16 protein-coding genes are annotated in these 20,010 nt (G+C 59.6%); 5 read left to right on the top strand and 11 right to left on the bottom strand.

Features of this window, described 5'->3' with window-relative positions; all coding sequences use genetic code 11:
* Positions 1–36: 36 nt before the first annotated feature.
* Together HF945_RS02725 and HF945_RS02720 are read right to left on the bottom strand one after the other, a co-directional pair.
* Positions 37–426 carry a YbaN family protein gene (locus HF945_RS02725; protein WP_290524239.1) on the bottom strand — a complete coding sequence of 130 codons (390 nt, stop codon included), beginning with the start codon at positions 424–426 and terminating at the stop codon, positions 37–39.
* A gap of 480 nt (positions 427–906) precedes the next feature.
* On the bottom strand, positions 907–2,703 hold the full coding sequence (locus HF945_RS02720; RefSeq protein WP_290524238.1) for an acyl-CoA dehydrogenase C-terminal domain-containing protein: 1,797 nt from the start codon (positions 2,701–2,703) through the stop codon (positions 907–909).
* Between the two features lie 274 nt (positions 2,704–2,977).
* Here HF945_RS02720 and HF945_RS02715 point away from each other — a divergent pair, with 274 nt between their 5' ends.
* Together HF945_RS02715 and HF945_RS02710 are read left to right on the top strand one after the other, a co-directional pair.
* Positions 2,978–3,166, top strand: a complete 189-nt coding sequence (locus HF945_RS02715) for a Trm112 family protein (protein ID WP_290525380.1) — start codon at positions 2,978–2,980, stop codon at positions 3,164–3,166.
* A 35-nt stretch (positions 3,167–3,201) separates the two neighbouring features.
* On the top strand, positions 3,202–4,272 hold the full coding sequence (locus tag HF945_RS02710; RefSeq protein WP_290524237.1) for a phospholipase A: 1,071 nt from the start codon (positions 3,202–3,204) through the stop codon (positions 4,270–4,272).
* A gap of 80 nt (positions 4,273–4,352) precedes the next feature.
* Here the strand turns inward: HF945_RS02710 and HF945_RS02705 are convergent, their stop codons facing one another.
* From HF945_RS02705 to HF945_RS02680, 6 genes are all read right to left on the bottom strand, one after another.
* Positions 4,353–5,474, bottom strand: a complete 1,122-nt coding sequence (locus tag HF945_RS02705) for a DUF3570 domain-containing protein (RefSeq protein WP_290525379.1) — start codon at positions 5,472–5,474, stop codon at positions 4,353–4,355.
* The gene (locus HF945_RS02700; protein WP_290524236.1) at positions 5,474–5,689 is read right to left on the bottom strand and encodes a DUF4266 domain-containing protein; all 216 of its coding nucleotides are present in this window, start codon (positions 5,687–5,689) and stop codon (positions 5,474–5,476) included. Before HF945_RS02700 ends, HF945_RS02705 begins: the two co-directional genes overlap by 1 nt.
* Positions 5,689–6,180, bottom strand: a complete 492-nt coding sequence (locus HF945_RS02695; protein ID WP_290524235.1) for a TlpA disulfide reductase family protein — start codon at positions 6,178–6,180, stop codon at positions 5,689–5,691. The genes HF945_RS02700 and HF945_RS02695 overlap by 1 nt, the downstream gene beginning before the upstream one ends.
* Positions 6,181–6,200: 20 nt before the next feature.
* Positions 6,201–6,860: an outer membrane beta-barrel domain-containing protein gene (locus tag HF945_RS02690; RefSeq protein WP_290524234.1), complete on the bottom strand. Its 660-nt coding sequence runs from the start codon at positions 6,858–6,860 to the stop codon at positions 6,201–6,203.
* A complete protein-coding gene (locus tag HF945_RS02685) occupies positions 6,830–7,537 on the bottom strand; it encodes an outer membrane beta-barrel protein (RefSeq protein WP_290524233.1) in 708 nt (235 codons plus the stop codon). Before HF945_RS02685 ends, HF945_RS02690 begins: the two co-directional genes overlap by 31 nt.
* A 92-nt stretch (positions 7,538–7,629) precedes the next feature.
* Positions 7,630–10,257 carry a hypothetical protein gene (locus HF945_RS02680; protein ID WP_290524232.1) on the bottom strand — a complete coding sequence of 876 codons (2,628 nt, stop codon included), beginning with the start codon at positions 10,255–10,257 and terminating at the stop codon, positions 7,630–7,632.
* A gap of 180 nt (positions 10,258–10,437) precedes the next feature.
* Here HF945_RS02680 and HF945_RS02675 point away from each other — a divergent pair, with 180 nt between their 5' ends.
* Genes HF945_RS02675 through HF945_RS02665 form a run of 3 tightly spaced genes read left to right on the top strand, consistent with a single transcriptional unit; the run spans position 10,438 to position 15,641 of the window.
* Positions 10,438–11,616, top strand: a complete 1,179-nt coding sequence (locus HF945_RS02675; RefSeq protein ID WP_290524231.1) for a hypothetical protein — start codon at positions 10,438–10,440, stop codon at positions 11,614–11,616.
* A 4-nt stretch (positions 11,617–11,620) separates the two neighbouring features.
* Positions 11,621–14,068 carry a LamG domain-containing protein gene (locus HF945_RS02670; protein WP_290524230.1) on the top strand — a complete coding sequence of 816 codons (2,448 nt, stop codon included), beginning with the start codon at positions 11,621–11,623 and terminating at the stop codon, positions 14,066–14,068.
* Positions 14,069–14,078: 10 nt separating this feature from the next.
* Entirely contained in the window at positions 14,079–15,641 is a 1,563-nt protein-coding gene (locus HF945_RS02665) for a general secretion pathway protein GspF (RefSeq protein ID WP_290524229.1), read from the top strand.
* Positions 15,642–16,047: 406 nt separating this feature from the next.
* Here the strand turns inward: HF945_RS02665 and HF945_RS02660 are convergent, their stop codons facing one another.
* From HF945_RS02660 to HF945_RS02650, 3 genes are all read right to left on the bottom strand, one after another.
* Entirely contained in the window at positions 16,048–17,703 is a 1,656-nt protein-coding gene (locus HF945_RS02660) for a VWA domain-containing protein (protein WP_290524228.1), read from the bottom strand.
* A 151-nt stretch (positions 17,704–17,854) separates the two neighbouring features.
* Entirely contained in the window at positions 17,855–18,802 is a 948-nt protein-coding gene (locus HF945_RS02655; RefSeq protein ID WP_290524227.1) for a hypothetical protein, read from the bottom strand.
* A 10-nt stretch (positions 18,803–18,812) separates the two neighbouring features.
* Entirely contained in the window at positions 18,813–19,676 is an 864-nt protein-coding gene (locus tag HF945_RS02650) for a sigma-70 family RNA polymerase sigma factor (protein WP_290524226.1), read from the bottom strand.
* Positions 19,677–20,010 lie beyond the last annotated feature (334 nt).

The following is a 20,010-nucleotide window of genomic DNA, read 5'->3' as shown; positions in this document are numbered from 1 at the left end:
ATGCGGCGCGTTGAGCCACTCAAGCTGACTGAAAAGTCACGCCCGGTGATTGTCTGAAACCGGCTTTTCCGGCTCCGGCCGATTCCACAGCCACAATAATGTCACGCACAACATCAACGGCACGCCAATCTTGACGGCAGTATGGGCACCGGAAAACGAGATAATCATGATGCTGATCAGCATCATGGTGGACGCAGCGCACTTGGCACGGCGGGAGATGGCACGGCTCTGGCGCCATTGCAGCAGCGGCTCACCGTAACGGGGATGCTCCAGCAACCACTGTTCAAGCGCAGGCCAGCCGCGACTTCCCGCCCAGGCGGCCACCAGCAGGAACGGCACCGTGGGCAAGCCGGGCACGATCACGCCGACCATCCCGATGGCCACGAACAAGATCGCCAGAAATCGCCAGCACAGTGTCCTTACCATTGCCTGTCCCTGGTGGAGCCACCAGAACGGGCCCCACTCGCATTTCACAATGACATCAGTATGCGACGGGGAGCGACTGCAGGCAAAGGCATTACAGACCCGGGAACGGCGCCTTTCATCGAATAACGCGGCACGCAAAATGCAGAACGCTTCACGCAACAACGCGGAGGAGGCAGTAACGAGTGTCGAGTGTCGAGGAGAGAAAGGCAAAACCCCGGCTCGGGGGCTAGAGGCCTTGGTTTTCGCAACTCGTTACTCGCAACTCGCGGGTCATCCATTTCCTCGCCAAGGCTCGAATCGCTTGCAGGCAAGCTCCCACAGTGCCGATCTCCCGGTTTGGCGTGAAGCGTGCTGCGTGCTGCGTGCTGCGTGCTGCGTGCTGCGTGCTGCGTGCTGCGTGCTGCGTGCTGCGTGCTGCGTGCTGCGGCCCCAACAAAAAAACCGCCATGACGGCGGTTTTTTTGTTGGGGCGAGGATCGATCAGAATGCGAAGTGTTCGGCATCCAGTTCCATCATGCAGTCCAGACCACCTTCAATGGCACCCTTGTGACCGGCTACGCGCGGCAGGATACGCTTGAAGTAGAAGTTGGCGGTGCTGATCTTGGCCTTGTAGAAGTCCTCATCACCCGCGCCCGCTTCCAGCTGGGCATGGGCAACAGCAGCCATACGCGCCCACAGGTACGCCAGGGTCACATAACCGGAGTACATCAGGTAATCCACGGAAGCGGCACCCACGTAATCCGGGTTCTGCATGGCCTGCATACCGATGGCCTGGGTCAGATCGCCCCATTCCTTGTTGTAGGCAGCCAGCGGCTCCAGGAACACCTTCAGGTCGGCATTGTCGGCATTGGCTTCACAGAACTTGTGCACGATCTTGGTGAAGTTACGCAGGGCCTGACCCTGGGTCATCATCACTTTACGGCCCAGCAGGTCGAGAGCCTGGATGCCGGTGGTGCCTTCGTACAGGGTGGAGATGCGGGCATCACGTACGTTCTGCTCCATGCCCCACTCACGGATAAAGCCGTGGCCGCCGTAGATCTGAACGCCGTGGTTGGCCGCTTCCAGACCCGCTTCGGTCACAAACGCCTTGGCGATCGGAGTCAGCAGCGCCATCAGATCGTCAGCTTCCTTGCGAGCTGCTTCATCCTTCTCCAGCTTCACCTTGTCACCCAGCTGGGCGCACAGGTACACCAGCGCACGGCCGCCTTCGGCAAAGGCTTTGGAGGTCAGCAGCATGCGACGCACGTCCGGGTGAACGATGATCGGGTCAGCCGCACCTTCCGGATTCTTCGGGCCGGACAGGCTGCGCATGGCCAGACGCTCTTTGGCGTAGGTCAGACCACCCTGGAAGCCCAGTTCAGCGTGAGCCACACCCTGGATGGCGGTACCCAGACGCGCAAAGTTCATGAAGGTGAACATGCAGTTCAGGCCCTTGTTCTCCGGACCGATCAGGTAGCCCTTGGCACCATCAAAGTTCATCACACAGGTGGCAGACGCCTTGATGCCCATTTTGTGCTCGATGGAACCACAGGTCACCGCGTTACGCTCGCCCACACCGCCGTTACCGTCGGTCATGAACTTGGGAACGATGAACAGGGAAATACCCTTGGTACCCTTGGGGGCATCGGGCAGGCGGGCCAGTACGATGTGAACGATGTTTTCGGCCATGTCGTGCTCACCGGCAGAGATGAAGATCTTGGTACCGGTGATATTGAAAGAGCCATCAGCATTCGGCTCGGCCTTGGTTTTGAGAATACCCAGGTCAGAACCGCAATGAGGTTCGGTCAGGCACATGGTGCCGGTCCACTCACCGCTGGTCAGCTTGGGCAGGTAAGCCTGCTTCTGCTCGTCGGTGCCGTGCTCTTCGATGGTGGCAACCGCACCGTGAGACAGGCCCGGGTACATGCTCCAGGACCAGTTGGCAGTACCGGTCATTTCAGAGATGGCGATACCGGCAGAGCCCGGCAGGCCCTGGCCACCAAACTCCGGATCGCCGCCCATGGCTGGCCAGCCGCCTTCCACGTACTTGGCGTAGGCTTCCTTGAAGCCTTTCGGGGTGGTTACCACGCCGTCTTCGAAACCACAGCCTTCCTCATCACCGGAACGGTTCAGGGGAGCCAGCTCGTTTTCGGAGAACTTGGCGCCTTCTTCCAGGAAAGCATTCAGCAGTTCACTGTTGATGTCTTCCAGACCCAGGCTTGCGTAGTGGCCATCCAGGTCCAGGACTTCATTCAGTACGAAGCGCATGTCGCGCAGGGGAGCCTTGTAATCCGGCATCTCACATCTCCCAAAATACTCGGTGAAAATGGGGCGACCCAGCGGGTCACCGTTCATTAGGCCAGTAATCTTAGGTCAGCGTTCCAGCCAGTCTCCAGTGCTATTTGTGACCCACAAGTCAAACAAGCGTTTGAAACTGCCGTTTGCGATGCAAACCCCATTATTTACAGTGACTTATTAAAATTCTGCAAAAATATACAGGGCGTTTATCACTTCACCGATTTCACGCTGATCACTGCTATACTCGGCCCCAACTGATGAAGGAATCATGAAAATGCTCGACCCCAATCTGCTCGATATTCTGGTCTGCCCGGTGAGCAAGGCCCCCCTGGTCTACGACGAAAAACAGGCCGAACTGAAGTGCAAGGCCAGCGGGCTGGCCTACCCGGTTCGAGACGGCATTCCGGTGATGCTGGAAGAACAGGCCCGTGCCTTGAGTGACGACGAACTGAAAACCCTTTGAACCCGGCGCTGGCGTTTTTCGCCAAGGATGTGTTCATGCGTAATGCGCTCGCCTTCTGCCTGCTGCTGGCAGGCTCCCCACTACTGGCCGCAGAAAGCCAACCTGACCAGGGGCCGGTAACCGACCCTGACTCCCAGGCGGAAGTCCCCTCCGAGGACACTTCGGCCAACCAGATGACCGAACAGCAGAAACTGAACGAATGCCTGCTTCGTAGTGCCCAGACGGCAGACGCGCAGGTGACCGTGCAGGAAATGCGTGGCTGGTGCACCAACGGCGAACCGCAGAAAGAACGCAGTGTCCACGAGGATGCGTTGCGCGCCCGACTGGCGCTGGAAAACAACACTCAGGGCAACCCCTTTGTGATTACGCCCCACCGGCGTAACTACCTGATGCCTTACAGTTACTGGTCCAACCGGAAATGGAATGATCCTGACAAGGAAGACAGCTCCCTGGATCCGGTTGAAGTCAAATTCCAGTTATCCCTGAAAGCCCCGATCAAGGAAAACATCATTGATGACGTCACCCTGTGGATGGCGTTTACCGGGACGTTCTACTGGCAAGCGTATAACACGGAAGAGTCAGCGCCTTTCCGGGAAGTGAACTACGAACCGGAACTGTTCATCACCAAGCCGATCAACTGGCAATTTGGCCCCGTGGATTCCGAACTGCTGGCATTGGGCTTTGTGCATGAGTCCAACGGGCAGGATGTGCCCGTATCACGGAGCTGGAACCGCATCTTCATGAATTACGTGGCCAGGACCGGGGATTACTACTGGTCCATCAAACCCTGGTACCGGTTGCCGGAAGATGAAAAGGACGAACCGCTGGACACCCGGGGCGATGACAACCCGGACATCGAAAAGTACCTGGGACACTTCGAGCTGGAAGTCGCTCGCCCCTTCGGTAATCACGTGCTGGAAATCATGGTGCGCAACAACCTGCGCAGTGACAACAAGGGGGCAGGCCGGTTTAACTATTCCTTCCCGCTCAGCAAACGCTTCAAGGGGCTGGTGCAGGTGTTTACCGGTTATGGGGATTCGCTGATCAATTACGATGATTACGAGAACCGCTTCAGCGTCGGGATTCTGCTGACAGATTCGTTGTAAGTACCCATCACACAACAAGCGCCATGCAACACGCTGAGCCGGAGGTGTTGCATGATGCGTGGACCGCTTCCCTCAGTCTCTCAGTACCAGACCGTGAACAGCAAACGCGTCACGATGGCATCGAAGCTGTACAACGGCTCCGTGCCTGGCGTGGTATCCACGCGAATGTCACGAAAGTTGTTGTAGTCAAAGTTGAAGCGGTCCACCCACAGATGCAGACCGGCGCGGTTGAAGGTTTGCTCTTCGCTTCTGCTGAACTGCACCCCAATACCTACCCCGAACACGGAGGAATCGAAATCGCTCAACTCCTTGTCGCGGGCCAGAAAGTTGCTGGCATTCTGAAAGGGGAACAGGTCCGAGTAAAAATCGGCTTCACCCTGGCTATATGAGCGATATCGGGTTTCCAGTGTCCAGTGCTCACCCAGCGGCTGAATCAGCTTTAACTGCCAGCTATTGGCATCCACACCCCAGGAATCACTGAACATGCGATACTCACCGTGCAACCCTGCACGCCAGGGCAGGTAGTAAGACAGCCCCAGTGTGGTGGCCTCACTGGTGCGGGTGTTGGGATAACGTTCCGGCTGAAAACTGTAGGTGAAGGGGCTGGTTGAATACCGCACGGAGCGGTAAGGGTTATTCAGATAGCCCTGATCAGTGATCAGCTCATGATTGAGGTTGGCCACCAGATCACGGGTCAGCACCTGGGAAAGCCCCACCCGGAAATGCTGGCGTTCCGCTTCCGCTTCGAAGGTTGGATCCGTGTTGCGGGAGATATCATCTTCCCCCTGGGAAAAGCCCAGGGTCAGCGTGGTCAGGTCGCCGAAGAAATCCTGACTCAGGTCGAAATGCACCGAGCTGGCCTCGTAATCGTTCTCCTTGCTGGTGCTATAGCTCAACGAATAGATCGACTTGCCGTGCAGATAATCCACACCAATGCTTTTCTCTATCCGGTTCTCCGAGTAGCGACTGGCCGTGGTCACCACATCGATGGAGGCGGCGGTGACCGCATCCACATAATAATTTGCCTGGATGGCCAGCTTGTCCTGGAACGACTTGCGCACCAGAACCGAGGGCCCCTTGATATCCATGCCGCCACCATCGTATTGGTGGACCAACACATCAAACCGGTCTTCCGGCAGCACGGCCGCCTGTGCCGACACCGACAGAATAAGCAGTAACAGCAGCCAATGGCCTGAACGCATCAGTTGCACCCGCAACCTCCTCCAGCACTTCCTTCTGCGCCTCGCATGGCTTCCCGCGCCTGATGAACGTGATGCATATAACTTTCAGAGACCGGATGCCCCGCGGCGTTCATCACCGGGTCGGCAAGTCGGGAACGCTCATAGGGCTTCACCCAGGGCTGAATGGAGCAGCCTGTCTGCAACACGATCATTACCAGCAGCGCGATTCGAATCATTATTCCAGCACCAACGTCTTGACCTGCTCTTCGTACTTGGCCATGAAACCGTCCTTGTATCCACGGTGGTGATGACGCACCACGCCATCGCGGTCTACCAGCACCGTGGTCGGCATGGCATCGACCCCAAAGGCTTCACTGGTGCTGTTATCCGGGTCAAACAGGATCGGAAAGCTCACCGGCACCCGGTCGAGCAATTTCAGGGCCCGGTTATGCTCCTCGTCCAGGTTGATACCCAGCACGGTGAAGCCATAGTCCCGGTATTCCTTGTACAACTCATCCAGCAACGGCATCTCGGTCCGGCAGGGACCACACCAGGACGCCCAGAAGTTGACCAGCACCACCGTGCCCCGCAACTCGTTCAATTTCACATTGGAGCCATCCAGAGACTTGAGCGTAAAACCGGGTGCCGGTTTGCCCTCTTCAGCAGCCTGGGCTGGCAGACTGATGGCCAGGCAAAACAGGCAAATTGCCGCAAACAGTGTTTTCATGGTGGCTCCCCCTGAATCAATCAGAAAAACAGACTCACGCCTGCACTGAGTTCTATATTATTGGTCATTCTGTCTTCACCCAGGATATCCATGCTGAAGATGTGATCCTTCATATCCACTCGCACGGTGGTGAAATCATTGATCAACAGCCGGTAGCCCACGCCCAGGCTCAGCGTAAAAAATTCTTCGCCGGCGAAATCGGTCATGCCGGCACCACCCAGCAAATAGAGCGCGTTGTTGAACGCGCGATTCTCACCCAGGAAAGCTTCACCGGGGAGCAGGTTGTAGCCCACCCCTGCCTGGTAATAGGTGTAGGCACGCTGATCATCGGTGAGCAGCTCTACCCCGGCATTCAGGCGTTCAAAGCTGGTCTCGTCCGCCTTGCTGCGGCCCAGCATGGCCTCGAAGAACACATCTTCGGAAAGATGGTAATTCAGACGCAGGCCGATCAACGGCTGGGTGCCGAAATCCTCAATGGAGATCAGTCCGGTATAAATACCCGCTTCGAAGTTTTCCGTGTCGATCTCAGCCTCGGTAATGCGACGCCGCTCAATGCGCGGATCCAGCACCGACTCCGGACGTGCATCACGAACCACATCTTCCTGTTCTGCCTGCTCTTCTGCATGGCCCAGCAAGGGCAAAAGCAGACCTAGAACAACACAGAGAACCCGAGTTTCCATTCTTCAATATTCCGGTTTTGGTTTTCGTCGGTAAACAGCACATAGCTGCGATATTCCGTGCGCAACAAGAAGCCACGGGCAAGGTGATACTTGAGCCCGACACCCGCCTGGGCATAGCTTTCATTGCGATTTTCCGGTTGCACCAGTGTGGCCCGGGGCTCAATCGACACCCGGCCTGTGCCAAGCATGACGAAAGGAGACAGACGCCATTGCGGGAAAAGATGATGCTGCAGATTCAATTCCAGCATCTCACTGTTGGAAAAGTCACCACTGGCCGCGGAATACATGCCTTCCACGATCAGATTTTCGGTAAATCGATAACCCAGAGCCGCGGCCAGGGAATTGGCGCCATCCAGATCGCCACCCAGCAGAGAGGCTTGCCAGGGATGCTTCTGCCAGTCTGCCAGGTGATAGGCCAGTTCAGGGGGTTGGCCAGTGCCATCTACCGTATTCAGGAAAGCTTCGCGGGGCACCCAGCCTATCCGGCCACGGACCGTTTCCACCTTGATCCACCCGGCTCGCTCAAACAACAGGGTCAGGGGAGCATCACGCTCGACCACGTGAAATACCGGGTAGCCCCGGCCAGGACCGGTGTGAATTTCCACAAAGGAGCTATCCACCTTGACCTGCAAGGGCGTCGTTGGTGTCTCCTGGTCTGCAACCGCTGGCTGAATCATTCCTGCGCACACCACGAGCAACAACACCCTCAGGAGTACTTCAGGACACACAGCGTGTGTCTTTACATCTAGCATTCTTGCGGCAAGTCCGTTTACTCCGGTACCCGAAATGGGTCGTTATATTGCTGCGCACCAAGATCAATCCACTCAGCCAGCAACCGTAATTCTTCTTCACTCAGCCAGTCTTCATGGCTCCCTCCGGGAGCAAACAGGCTGAAGAAACGATCTGAATTACGCGCCTGGCCCGCACGGATCGGTGAAGGTATCTCCACCGGCTCCACCAGTGGAACAGGGTTACCGTTACTATCAAGTATCAGCTCACCGTCTTCGTCGGTCTGGTACACGATATTGTTCTCATCATCCAGTGCAATAGCCAAACGGTCTATCAATGCACCGTCAAGTAAAAGTTGCTCGTTGTCATCAAACAACAGCTCCCGGTAGCTGGTCAGTTGATTGGGCTGATCCACCGCCGGGTCCCCGGTCAGTTCCAGCTGGCCGGGAGGCAACTGAATGGCATTGCTGGCATCACGCCGACTATGACACTCAGCGCAGGTTACCTCCGTTGCGACCCCATCGACCATGACATTTCTTTGCGCATCCCAGACAGGTTGTATGTGATCCGGATAATTGATGATGGTGCGACAGCCCGGCTGCCAGTCAGCCTGGCAGACCGCGTTCACAGGGATCTCGGTCTGCAGCGCATCATAGCGCAGCTGCAGCTCCGTGGCGGGATCCGGCGCCGGATCGGTCCAGACATCCTCGGCCACCATATCCATGGCCGGCAGGGCACGCTCCGGGTAGAGACGGGTCAGCGCCTGTGCCATGGTTTCCCCGGCATCTGCAAAACTGACCACATCGCTGCGGGTATTGGGGAACGGCAGGCCGGTGAGCGGCGCCCCGGCATTGATTGACGGTAACAGGCCGTCCTGACGGCCATGTGGCAATGGGCTGTTGTTTGCGTGACAGCCCCGGCATTGCAGGGTCTCCCCCGGGCGCAACGTGATCCAGGCCCCATGCCGGCCAGACAGCGCTTTTCCGTCGCTGCCCACCAACTGCAAACCCAGGGGCGCATCTGCAGGCACCTGAACGCGTACCGAGCCATCCGGCTGTACCGGCGCATACCCCACAATTTCGCGCATGCCGAATGCCGGCAAGCGTCCCAACTGACTGCCGGGAATATTGCGTACATCATCCCCGGGAATGGGCACCCCCTTGATCACCCTGACAAAACGCACCGCACGCTGTGATGGCGAAATCACTGCGGGATTGGAGAAGCCGGCATAGTTCTCGCCCCCCGCAGGCAGCGGGTCCATGAACCCCGAGAAGGCGCCATCCAGATCGTACACACTTCGGATATCCAGCAGCGCCTGATTGGCCGCCGCCAGATCCTCATCCCGTTGCGTCGCCACAGTGGAGGACGGCAGCCGCGTGGCCGTGGCCACAGCCAGCTCGGTGATCCAGAGGCCATCACGGGGAGGCACAACCGGGCGCTGGGCGCCACTGGCCGGGTCAAATACCCACAGCCCGTAGGCAGGCGGGGCCGCCGACAGACCACGGGCCAGATTGTCATCCGTACAGGCCAGCAACGCCCCGCGGTCATTCAGGCGACAGGGAGACCAGGCCATCAGCAGCCGGCCCGTGCCGTCATTCATGGGAGACAGGTCCGCCAGCCAGCCTTCCGCGCCGGCCCGGCCCGGTCGGGTGGCCGGCAGGCTCAGGCCCTGCTCCGCAGCCCCCCCAACGGTACCCTGCAAGGGCCCCGCCCGGTTAACGAACCGGCGCACATCGATAAGCGTCGGCACAATGGCCAGCTCCCGGGATCCCACATCACGTAACGCGGTAACAACCCGGCCATCCTCCGCCATGGCCAGCGGCAGAAACTGTCGCTCCTGATCCTCACCCCACTCGTGACTGTCCGCCCCGTAGAGAGGCTCCACCGCAGTACCGTCCGGGTTGACCCGGTACAGGTCGAAGCGGTCGTTGGCGTCCTTGTTGTCCCAGCGCTGAAACAGGATGCGGCCATCGGGCATCACCAGCGGCGCCACATCATGGCTGGCATTGAAGGTGATCTGCTCCACTCCAGAGCCATCCGCGGCCATCACGTGCAGGGCAAAGGCGCGCACATCACGTCGCTCTTCCAGTGGATAGTACTGTTGACGGCCTTCATCCAGCATACGTGCCCGGGTCTGCGGCTGGCGGGTGGAGGCAAACACGATCCGGCCATCGGGCAAGTAGGCGGGGTAACGGTCCTGACCCTGTTCCGCCAGCACCTCACTGGCCATGACACGGGAGGCCACCCCCGTGTCGAAGCGGTATTCCCAGATATTCCAGGTGGGCTGCTCATCATCATCCGCATCCGGAATCTCCGGTGCGCGGGCAGCAAACAGCAGGCGCGAACCATCATAACTGGTGGACAGGTCGCGGATGTCGTGCCCGCCCCCCAGCAGCGGCGTGGAGACATCCCGCACCTGCGCCCGACTGGAAACGCCATTACGGATCAGCAATCGGGCGCCCGGCAGGAAACCCGCAGGATCCCGCAGAGAATCCGGCGGGTCATCGTCCATGTCGAGAACCGGTGCTGTCCTTTCCACGTAGGCAAGCGGGATATCCGTAATCGCGGGATCCCGGCCCTGTTCTCCCCCGTCCATCCCGCCACAGCCGCTCAAGCCCCCTAGCAGCCCCAGCAGGAGGGACACTGTTAGTTTTTTCACCCCACCCATCCGTATTTCTTAGTCTTGTGTCAGTATCGCGAAGATATTATTAGATTTCTGGGGCCCGAATCACAGTGCCGAGCCCCAAATCCGGGTGAGAATAACAATAGGGAACGGGAATTCAGTTGAACAACGGTAACCACCGCGCATAATTCTGCGGTTAAAAACCACAAGAAAGGGATGCTTCCAATGAGACGCACCTGGGGGATCTGGCTGGCAGCCCTGCCTTTGCTGCTGGCCTCCGCACACAGCCAGGCCAACAGCCGCGATCAGGCGCAACGGATTCATAACCGCCTGGCCGGGGTGCCCGCCGATGCGGCCACACTCACCGAGATGGCCGACCTGATCGACGATGGCAATGCCAGTGCCGCGGCCGAGCTGGCCATGGAGCACCCGGCGTTTTACAGCATCACCCTGAAGCAATTTGCCACTCCCTGGACCAACGAGGCCCAGGATGTGTTCGCAGATCTGAATGACTATACGGCCACCGTCATTGGCGCCATTCGCGATGACCTGGATTTCCGTCGCATCCTGTTCGCCGACTTGCTCTACGTGGGCAACGTCAGCCCCGCCGCCGCCGCTGACAGCAATGCCCACTACCGCAATCTGGAAAGCAGCCACGCGGATCTTCAACAGGTGCTGCAACCGGTCAGCCAGGTCAGCCAGTACGGCACCCCTGCCCAGGCCGTCGCCGGAGTACTGACCACCCGCGCCGCCGCCAATGCCTTTTTCTACGCCGGCACCAACCGGGCAATGCTGCGCTTCACCCTGATGAATCACATGTGCCGGGACCTGGAACAGGTCAAGGACACCACCCGCCCCTCCGACCGCATTCGTCAGGACGTGAGCCGCAGCCCCGGCGGTGACAGCCGCATTTTCCGCAACAGTTGTATTGGCTGTCACAGCGGCATGGATCCTCTGGCCCAGGCGTTTGCCTACTACGACTGGGAAGGAGAACAGGAAGGGGACGGGGGACGCATGGTCTACAACACGGGCATGGATCCGGACACCAACACCCGCGTCCAGGGCAAGTACCTGATCAACAGCAACAACTTCCCCTGGGGTTACATCACCCCGGATGACAAGTGGGACAACTACTGGCGCACGGGCCCCAATGCCAACCTGGGCTGGGACAGCACCCTGCCCGGAAACGGCAACGGAGCCGCCAGCCTGGGGGAAGAACTGGCCAACAGCGAGGTGTTTGCCAGCTGCCAGGCGGAGAAGGTGTTCAAGGCCGTCTGCCTGCGCAAACCCGCAGACAATGCTGACACCAGCCAGCTGGCCACCATGACCAGCGCCTTCAAGAACGACAACTACCGCATGAAGACGCTGTTTGCTGATGCGGCCACCTACTGCATGGGGGACTGAAGCAATGCGTAGCGGACTCCTCATCAGTACCCTCTTGCTGTTCCTGCTGGCCGGCTGTGGCGGCAGCGACAGCGGCGCCAGCACCCGCAGCAACCCTCCGCCTCCGGAAGGCAGTGGCCAGACCAGCTACCAGGGCCCGGCACCGCGCAACAGCGACATCTCGGCCTTCAAGATCTACATCTGGAACAATCTGGTTGATGAACAGCGTTGCGGCGGCTGCCACAAAAACCAGCAACCCGACTTTGTACAAACCGGTGACATTAACGCCGCTTACGCAGCTGCCAACCCGCTGATCAACCTGAACCAGCCGGCCGCTTCACGTATGGTGCAGAAAGTGGCGGGAGGCCATAACTGCTGGGAAACCGATGCGCAGGTGTGCGCAGACCTGATCAGTACCTGGATCTCTGCCTGGGCAGGGGAAAGCCTGGGGCTGGGCGGCGGCACCACGGAACTCAGCGAGCCACCCATCAAGGAACCCGGTAACAGCAAGAACTTCCCGGCGGACCCCACCCTGTTCCAGACCCATGTTTATCCTCTGCTGGACAATTTCTGCTCCGACTGTCACCAGAGCGATGCCAGCACGCCACAGAGTCCCTATCTGGCCTCCGACGACGTGAACGAAGCCTACGCCGCCGCCCAGAGCAAGATTGACCTGAACCAGCCAGACCTGAGCCGACTGGTCGAGCGACTGGGCGAAGATGGCCACAACTGCTGGAGCGACTGCAGCAGCGATGCCCTGGACATGGAAGACGCCATCCGCGCCATGGCCAACAGCATCACCGCCACCGCACCGGATGAAAACCTGGTGCTGAGCAAGGCCCTCAATGTGGCCGATGGCACCCTTGCTGCAGGGGGCGGCCGCTACGAAAGCAATGTGATTGCCCGCTACGAGTTCAAGACCGGAGAAGGCACTGTCGCCTACGACACCTCCGGCGTGGAGCCCGCCATCAACCTGCAATTCAGCGGTGATGTTAGCTGGGAAGGGGGCTGGGGCATCCGGCTCAATAACGGCAAGGCCCAGGGCAGCACCCTGACCAGCAAGAAGCTCAGTGACATGATCCAGGCCACCGGCGAACTCACCCTGGAAGCCTGGATCACACCGGTGAGCACCGGCCAGGATAACGCGCATATCATCAGTTACTCTGCCGGCCCGGACGCCCGCAACCTGACCCTGGCCCAGAGTGACAGCGATTTTGTGGTCTACCAGCGAACCGGCGAAAGCACGGACTTGAACGGGGAACCCGCCCTGCTCACCGAGGACATGCCGCTGCAGGCCAGCCAGCAGCACATTGCCGCCACCTATGATCCGGTGAATGGCCGCCGCCTTTACATCAATGGTGAGCTGCAGCCCGCCGTAGACCCGGCCGCCCCCGGTCTGCTCAACACCTGGGACGACACCTTCGCACTGATCCTCGGCAATGAGGCGTCCAACGATCACCCCTGGGAAGGGGTCATCCGGTTTGCCGCCATTCACAACCGGGCCCTCACCGGCGAACAGGTGCAGACCAACTTTGCTGCCGGGGTGGGGGAACGCTTCTTCCTGCCGTTCTACATCGGTCACCTGATTGAACAACCTGGTGCCTATGTCGTGTTTGAAGTCTCCCGCTTTGATAACTACAGCTACCTGTTCGCAGCCCCCTACTTCATCAATCTGCAACAGGACACCGTGGAGAGCAGCACGCCCATGCAAGGGCTACGCGTGGGTATCAATGGCCGTGTTCCGGAGGTGGGCCAGTCCTTCGCTCCGCTGGACACCGGACTGGGCGCAGAGGGGTACAGCAGCCAGGGCGAAACCCTGTCCCGGCTTGGCACCCTGCTCCCGGTTGAACAGGGCCAGGAGAGCGACGAATTCTTCCTGACCTTTGAACGGCTGGGCAGTCATACCAATGTCTTCACCGAACCCACCCCGCTACCGCTGGCAGCCAACCAGTACGGCGAACAACCGACCGTGGGGCTGCGCGACTTTGCCGAGATCAACGCCACCATGAGCGAACTGACCGGTGTGCCGAAGACCCATGGCGACATCCCGGACACCTACCTTCGCCTGCGTACCCAGCTGCCCAGTGAGGAAAATATCGAGGCCTTCCTCACCGCGCACCAGATCGGTATTGCCCAGCTTGCCATCGAATATTGCAATGCACTGGTGGAAGCGGAGAGAAATAACAATCCGTCGATCCCTCCGCTGTTCCCCTACATGAACTACAACAGCGATGTGACCAGCATTAGCCAGCAACAATGGCGCGACCGGGTAATCAGCCCACTGTTCGAACGCATGATCGGCAATGGTCAGACACGACAACCTGCACGGGATGAGATTGGCGACGAACTGGAACACCTGTTGTTTGATACCAACCTGACCCAGTGCAGTAATGACTGCACCGAACGTACCGCCACTGCCACCAAAGCCGCCTGCGCCACCGTGCTGGGCAGTGCCACCATGCTTGTGCAGTAAGGGGAGAGACATGATCAAACGACATTTTTTCAGGAAACGTCATCAGCCCCTGCACCCGGACGCCCCGCTGCTGAATCTCGGCCACGGCAAGCCCGTTTCACGGCGCGACATGCTCGGCCGCGGCCTGATCAGTGGCGCAGCGTTCGGCACCGTGGGCCTGTTCGGTCTGTTCAGTAACCCGCGCGAGGCCATGGCCTCCCTGTCTTCCGATCTGGAAGCCATCAAGACCGATTGCGGCATCGTGGCCGAAGGCGCCGGCAAGATCCCGTTTATCTGTTTTGATCTGGCCGGTGGCGCCAACATTGCCGGCTCCAACGTGCTGGTGGGCGGCCAGGGAGGCCAGGAGGATTTCCTCACCACCGCCGGTTACTCCAAGCTGGGTCTGCCCGGCAACCTGGCCCCCAGCAGCAATCCGGGGCTGGTCAACCGGGATCTTGGCCTGGCTTTCCACAGCGATTCGGCTTTCCTGCGTGGCATCATGCAGAAAGCCTCTGCGGCGGCGCCCAATGTGAATGGCTGCGTGATTCCTGCCCGCTCGGAAAACGATACTGCCAACAACCCGCACAACCCCATGTACGGTATTTTCAGCGCCGGCGCCGACGGTGAACTGATGTCTCTGATCGGCTCCCGCAGCTCCTTGTCCGGCGGCAACTCCCTGGCCCCGGATGGGTCCATCATTGCGTCCGCCCGACCCACCAAGATCGACCGTTTTTCCGATGTCACCGGCCTGGTGGACACCGGCAAGCTGGTGGGGCTGCTCAACCAGCAGGATGCCACTGCGGTGATGGAATCCATCGCCCGCATCAGCCACAAACGCATCGACCGCATCGACAGCGGCATCACCGACAGCAATCGCCGCAGCAATCTGCAGGACCTGCTGCGCTGTGGGTATGTGGAAGCCGCAGATATCACCGACCGTTACGGCGACCCCACGCCACTGAACGTGGAAGAAGACCTGGATATCCTGTCGATCTTCTCCGAGAACGAACTCAATGACCGCGAGTTCGCCAAGACTGCGTCCATCATGAAACTGGTCGTCAACGGTTACGCTGGCGCCGGCTGCATTTCCATGGGCGGCTTTGATTATCACACCGGCGAACGGGCCACCGGGGAAGTGCGAGATTTGCGTGCCGGGCGCTGCATGGGGGCCTGCCTCGAATACGCGCGGCGCAAGGGCGTTCCGCTGATGCTGTATGTGTTCAGTGATGGCTCGGTAGCCAGTAACGGGCGAATCGATGACTCGGTGAGCGGCCGCGGCAAGGGCGAATGGACCGGCGACAACTCTTCTACCGCCGCCTCCTTCATTCTGGTTTACAACCCGGGCTCCCGCCCGACGCTGAACAATGGCCAGCAGCAACTGGGCTGGATGCGCCCGGACGCCTCGGTGGAAACCGCCGGCAGCCCGGCGGCCAACAACGTCAACCTGTTGGCGGAAACGGTGTGGCTCAACTACATGGCCCTGCACGGCGAACAAGGCCAGTTCGCCAGCCGTTTCCCCAATCACAGCCTGGGCAACGCGTCTTCACTGGATCGACTCACGGCCTTCGAGCCGATTGTGAACGGGACGATATAAGCAAGCTGCAAGCTTCAAGCTGCAACACGAAGAGATGCCTCAGTTAACCGGGGAGTTTTATGCTCCGCGCTGGCATGCCATGAAAAAACCGCACCTTCAGGGTGCGGTTTTTTTGATTTCGGCTTTGATCGCCCTAAGATCGATTCCGTGTTTCGCACGGTTTGCTTTCTTTTTCCATTCGAACAGAGTTTCTGGAATCCTTACCTCGCTTAGGCTCGGATCGCGAGCAGGCTCGTTATTCGCTCCGCTCACCCCTTCGGGGCCGCACTACGTGCGTTACTCCGCTACGCTACGTTCCTACAGCGCGCTGTAGAAGCGCAGAAACCTGGGAACTATTTTGGGCTTGCCTTTCCAATCAGCCTAGCTTGTAGCTTGTAGCTTGTAGCTTGTAGCTTGTAGCTCGTAGCTAGATCTTCTCACTCACCTCCGCCTGGCGCAGTAGCTGGATGAATTCGCTGCGATAGCCGTAGGCATCGTCGCCCTTGTTCTTCTGGGCCAGTTCGATGGCATCCTCCAGCTGCCAGTCACCGGTGTACGGGCTGCCCTTGAGAAGCTGGGCGGCGCCGGCTACCGCTACCGCAAAGGCGGTTTCGCGGGATTGCAGCGCATCCGTGTTTTTCGTGTCCACCGGCACCGGCGTTTCAATCCGTTGTGAGCGACGTTCTCCCGGGCGCTTGTAGCGCAGTTTCAGAAAGGCATATTCACCAGCAAACGGGGTGTCGGTTTTGCTTTTTCCTGTTTCATAGCGACCCGGTTCGATCATCGGCGCAGCACCCACCGGAGTAATTTCATAGATCGCCGTTACCGTGTGGCCGGCACCAATTTCGCCAGCATCCACCTTGTCGTTGTTGAAGTCTTCTTGTTCCAGAGCCCGTGTTTCGTAGCCCAGAAGACGATATTCCTGCACCGTGGCGGGATTGAACTCCACCTGAATTTTCACATCCTCGGCAATCGGCACCAGTGAAGAGGTAGACTCGGTGACCAGCACCTTGCGCGCTTCATTGAGCGTATCGATGTAGGCAGCCACACCATTGCCGTTTTGCGCCAGGGTCTGCATCAGGCTGTCGTTGTAGTTTCCCTGACCAAAGCCCAGCACCGACAGGTAGATGCCCTTTTCACGTTTGCGTGTAATCAAGCCTTCCAACGCATCCTGATCCGTTACCCCCACATTGAAATCGCCATCGGTGGCGAGGATCACCCGGTTGATGGCGGCCTTGTCGAAATGCTGCTCGGCCAGGTCATAGGCCAGCTCAATCCCTTCACCGCCTGCGGTAGAACCACCGGCGCTCAATGCCTTCAACGCCGTCTCGATCCTGTGCTTGTCCCTGATTTCGGTCGGCTCCAGCACCACGCCGGCAGCCCCCGCATAAACCACCAGGGCAACCGTATCGTCGGGGTGCATCTGGTCCACCATCATGCGCAGGGAACGGGTAACCAGGGGCAGCTTGTCTTCAGCCATCATGCTGCCGGACACGTCCAGCAGGAAGACCAGATTGGCCTTGGGGCGGGTTTCCGCTTTCGGTTCAAATCCCTTGATCCCGATGTGCAGCAGCTTGTTGCCCGCTCTCCACGGGGAATCACTCACCGAGACCTGGGTCAGGAACGGGGTGTCGGGGGTGTCCGGTGCCGGGTAGTCATAGTCGAAATAGTTCACCCACTCTTCCAGACGAATGGCGTCTGGCTGGGGAAGTCGACCATGATTGATCTGACGGCGGGAGAAGCTGTAAGACGCCGTGTCCACGTCAATGGAAAAGGTTGATACCGGGGTGTCTTGTGTCCGGATGATGCCGTTGTCGTCGATCTCGGCGAAACGGTCCCGCTCGTGCTGAGCAGGCACGCCCATCGGCGGCTGGGGAGCCACCTGGACCGCCGCCAATCCACTGTAGGCGCTATCCGCCATCATCCGTTTGGCCTCTGCCATCACCGGCTTGCCGGGTACGGTCTGCGGCTGTCGACTGTCCGCCACGTCATGGGTCGGTGCAGCCTGCTCGGCCTGATGGGAGCAGGCTGCCAGAGTCATGCTCATCGCCAGTACCAGCGGTGCAGGAACAAGAGTTTTCACGGTTACCTCCAGAGTCATTGTTAGCTATCAAGGAGGTAAGACGGACAGGCGCGGGATCTGCCTCAAAAATTCCGCTTCGCGGATGCATCATGAAGTATGTACGCCTGACGCTCGACGCCGGATGCCTGATGCTACAGGCCAAAACCCGGGATTAAGGCGCCTCTGCCTCACGCTCAAGCAACGGGCCGAGTTCGCACCAGCCATCCGGATTCGTCGGGGCAAGGGGAGCAAAGGTATCAGGGTATCGCTCTTTCACCGTTTGGAAGGCCTGCTGCAGCAAGGCAACGTCCGAGGCAGCACAACCACTGGCTTCTACCGCGAGTGCGGCCTCGGCCAGTGCCGTCATTTCCGGGTCGCTGGAGGCCGCGGGATTGCCTTGGTATACCGCCAGAAAATCCTGCCAGGGCACTGCCTCTGTCACCGGCTCTGGCGCCAATCGCGCCGCCGAGGGCAGTGATGACGGCGCAGGCGCCAGCGGGGCCGGCCGGGGCTTGGCTTGCTCCATGGCTCGTTCACTCATTACTGGCGCACTATCGGCCATGGCGCCATCAAACTCGGCACCGCCTGCCAGCGTATCCGCGCGGTCACCGGAAAACGCCTCCTCGGTACGCGACTCACTCCGGCGGGGTAAGTCGCGGGATTTTTTTGCCTCGGGCTCCCGACGTTGCCGCTCCAGCAGCAATTCCCGCTGGCCCCTCTGATCAGACTGAATGTCATCCGTCATCACAGCCTGGTTCTCCACAGGCGAGTGCATAACCACACTCTGTTCGGGCACCACCGGCAGCTGCCCCTGGCGGAACAGCAATACGCCCACCAGCGCCACACTGGCGGTCATGCCGATGGTGGCCCAGTGCCAGCGGAACAGACCATGCCAGACGGCTCCATGGGAAGCCTTGGGCACCGCATCAGAAAGTGCCAGCCACTGCTGACGCAGGGTATTACTGCTGGCCAGGGCCGCCTTCAGCGCGGCTTCCTGCTGGCTATCCAGCGAGCCCTCCTGCCACGCCGCCAGAATCTCGTCTTCACTGGCAAAACCCGAAAAAAGCGACTGCTCCAGCAAGTCGGCTTCACGTTCCCCTGGCTGTCGGAGAGACTGCATCAACGTTTTTTCATTGTCCGAATTCAAACGCGACCTCCCCGTTATCCGTCATGCCCATGTCTTCGAGCGCCTTCAGCAAGCGCTGACGCAACCCCTGCAGGCGCCGTTGCACCGTGGCCGGACTGCTGCCAGTCAGCTCGGCAATACGCCGGCTGGCCAACCCGTCTTCATAATGGAGCGCGAGCAGCAATCGATCGTCCGCGGATAGCGATAACGATGCCACCAGTGTTGCCAGTGCCGTGTCTTCATTGGACGGACAAGCCTGCGGTATTGCCTCGCCGGGTTGGCGGTTCAGCAGCATGCCCATCAGCGCCAGCGCCTGGTGCCGCTGGGCCTCCTGAAAACTGGCATCCAGCGAGGCGCCCCGGTCCTCCGGCAAAGTGTCGAGCCCCAATTCGGTGACACAGGATTCAGAAAAGCCCGGCTCCCCACAACGGGGGATGCGCTGTTTGATTTCCCGCATGGCGTCGCTGATCAGTCCATCCTGGAACTCTCCGGCCAGTCGGGTCTGAATGGTTTCCGGCCACTGCCGCTCCAGACACAGCATGCGCCACAGCCGCACCCAGGCTTGCCCCATGGCCTGCAGCCACTGGGGAGGGCGTGGGCGGCCGAATTTGCGACGGGCAAAATCTTCCATGGCACGGGCCGCCACCGCGTAGGCGAAGGTGGCCGGCGCGCTGTTCCCCGAGAAGGACTTCAGGGCCCCCCAGTCATTGTCGCTGAGCGCTTCGAGCATGGCCGTGCAGGCTTCTTCCGCCAGCACCGGTTGCACAAAACGGCGCGCGGCCATGCGTTCCAGGCCGGCCATGAAGCGAGGTTCAAAAATGAGAGCGGGCCAGTCGATGAGGTTGTCGCCGGCCTTTCCGTTTGCCATGAAAAAGGGGCCTCAGTGCATTGTCATCACTTGGGAGCCTCTGAATAACTCCTTGCATGCTCAGTCTTTCAGGCTGGCCCACCCCCTCGGCAAAGGTAAAGAGGGGCGCACTTTTGAAGGCATGCTGGTTGCCTGTCAAGGCTCACATCTTCAAGAACAGGCAACAACGAGTGTGGGTCAGCCTGGAAAACCCGAGAGCACCCGTTCGGGCATAAAGGCGCGGCCTGGAGCGCCCATCTGCTGCGCCTTGCCTCTCGGAAAGGGAACCACCCTGACCATCGAGACAAGACTCAACAGCTGAGCGCTCCAGGTCACGCTGAGTACGCAAGGAGTT

The organism is Alcanivorax sp. (genome assembly GCF_017794965.1).
In the GTDB taxonomy this organism is placed as follows: Bacteria; Pseudomonadota; Gammaproteobacteria; order Pseudomonadales; family Alcanivoracaceae; genus Alcanivorax.
This window is presented reverse-complemented; position numbering and strand designations above follow the sequence as displayed.